Genomic DNA, 1,608 nt, shown 5'->3' on the forward strand with positions numbered 1-1,608 from the left:
GATGGAAGTTTCACTTTATAAATATTAAACATTTTGCATGATGTGTTTTATTTAGTCATTTGAGCTAGAGGGAATCTATTTATATAACATAGGATTTTTATATTGAAATCAAGATATAAAAGAGAAATTATGTTATAAGGTAAATTTTTCATGTAGACATATTCTATTTTATATGTTAAAAATAGAAATGTTCTGATTTAATAGAATGTTTTGAAAAATGAAAAAATTTAATAGGGATTAGCCTGTTAAGCAGGTAGTCTCTTTTTTGTGAGCAGATAAGCAGATTCTCTCCATTGTCTTGTCAAAAGCAGATAAGAAGGAAGTATTCACATAAATGATAACAAATTTTGACATGCTAGGAAGAGGAGAAGTATTTTTGCAAATGCAAACAACATCATTTGAAAAACAATAATTATATTTAGAGGTGTAAATATTATGGATAATGTATTTGATTATGAAGATATACAGTTAATTCCTGCTAAATGTATTGTGAACAGCCGTTCTGAATGTGATACAAGTGTGACTCTAGGCGGACATACATTTAAGCTGCCTGTCGTACCTGCAAATATGCAGACGATAATAGATGAAAGCATTGCGATTTACTTAGCAGAAAACGGTTATTTCTATATTATGCATCGTTTCCAACCTGAAAAGAGAATTTCTTTTATACAGGATATGAAATTACGCGGACTCATCTCATCTATTAGTGTGGGAGTTCAAAGTGAAGAATATGAATTCGTTCAGCAATTAGCTAATGAAAATCTATCACCAGACTATATTACAATTGATATTGCGCATGGTCATTCTGAGGCAGTAATAAAAATGATTAAGCATATTAAGCAGTTATTGCCAAACAGCTTCGTTATTGCTGGAAATGTTGGAACTCCTGAAGCGGTAAGGGAATTGGAGAATGCTGGTGCAGATGCAACAAAAGTAGGTATTGGACCAGGGAAAGTATGTATTACAAAAATAAAAACTGGATTTGGAACTGGCGGCTGGCAGTTAGCTGCACTGCGCTGGTGTGCAAAAGCTGCAAGTAAGCCAATTATTGCAGACGGAGGAATCCGTACAAATGGTGATATTGCTAAATCAGTTAGATTTGGTGCTTCTATGGTCATGATTGGATCACTATTTGCAGGGCATGAAGAATCTCCAGGTGAAACTATTGAAGTAAATGGAAAACTATACAAGGAATATTTTGGTTCAGCTTCAGAATTCCAAAAAGGTGAAAAGAAGAACGTAGAAGGTAAAAAGATGCATGTGGAGCATAAAGGTGCTCTTCAAGATACTTTAACAGAAATGGAACAAGATCTTCAATCTTCTATTTCCTATGCAGGTGGAAAAAAATTAGATGCAATCCGAAATGTAGATTATGTAGTAGTTAAAAATTCTATTTTTAATGGAGATAAAGTGTACTAAAATTCTCTATGTAACGAAATTTTTAATTTAATATTCTATTTATTACTTGCCTGCCAGTATTAGCTGACAGGCAAGTTTTTTATGAGTTTTCTTCCTATATAAATACTGCATCACTACAAAATCTTAATTATATAGTAGTAAGTTGAGGATGTCCCAAAAGGGTAAAAAGCAAACCTTTTGGGACATCCT

At 32.8% G+C, this 1,608-nt stretch carries 1 protein-coding gene; it reads left to right on the forward strand.

The features are described 5' to 3' along the window. Window positions 1–435: 435 nt before the first annotated feature. Complete coding sequence (guaC, locus tag BFA01S_RS21460) at window positions 436–1,419, forward strand: GMP reductase (RefSeq protein ID WP_066235669.1); 984 nt, start codon at window positions 436–438, stop codon at window positions 1,417–1,419. Window positions 1,420–1,608: the final 189 nt, after the last annotated feature.

Origin of the sequence: Metabacillus fastidiosus NBRC 101226, from assembly GCF_001591625.1 — a bacterium.
GTDB lineage: Bacteria > Bacillota > Bacilli > Bacillales > Bacillaceae > Metabacillus > Metabacillus fastidiosus.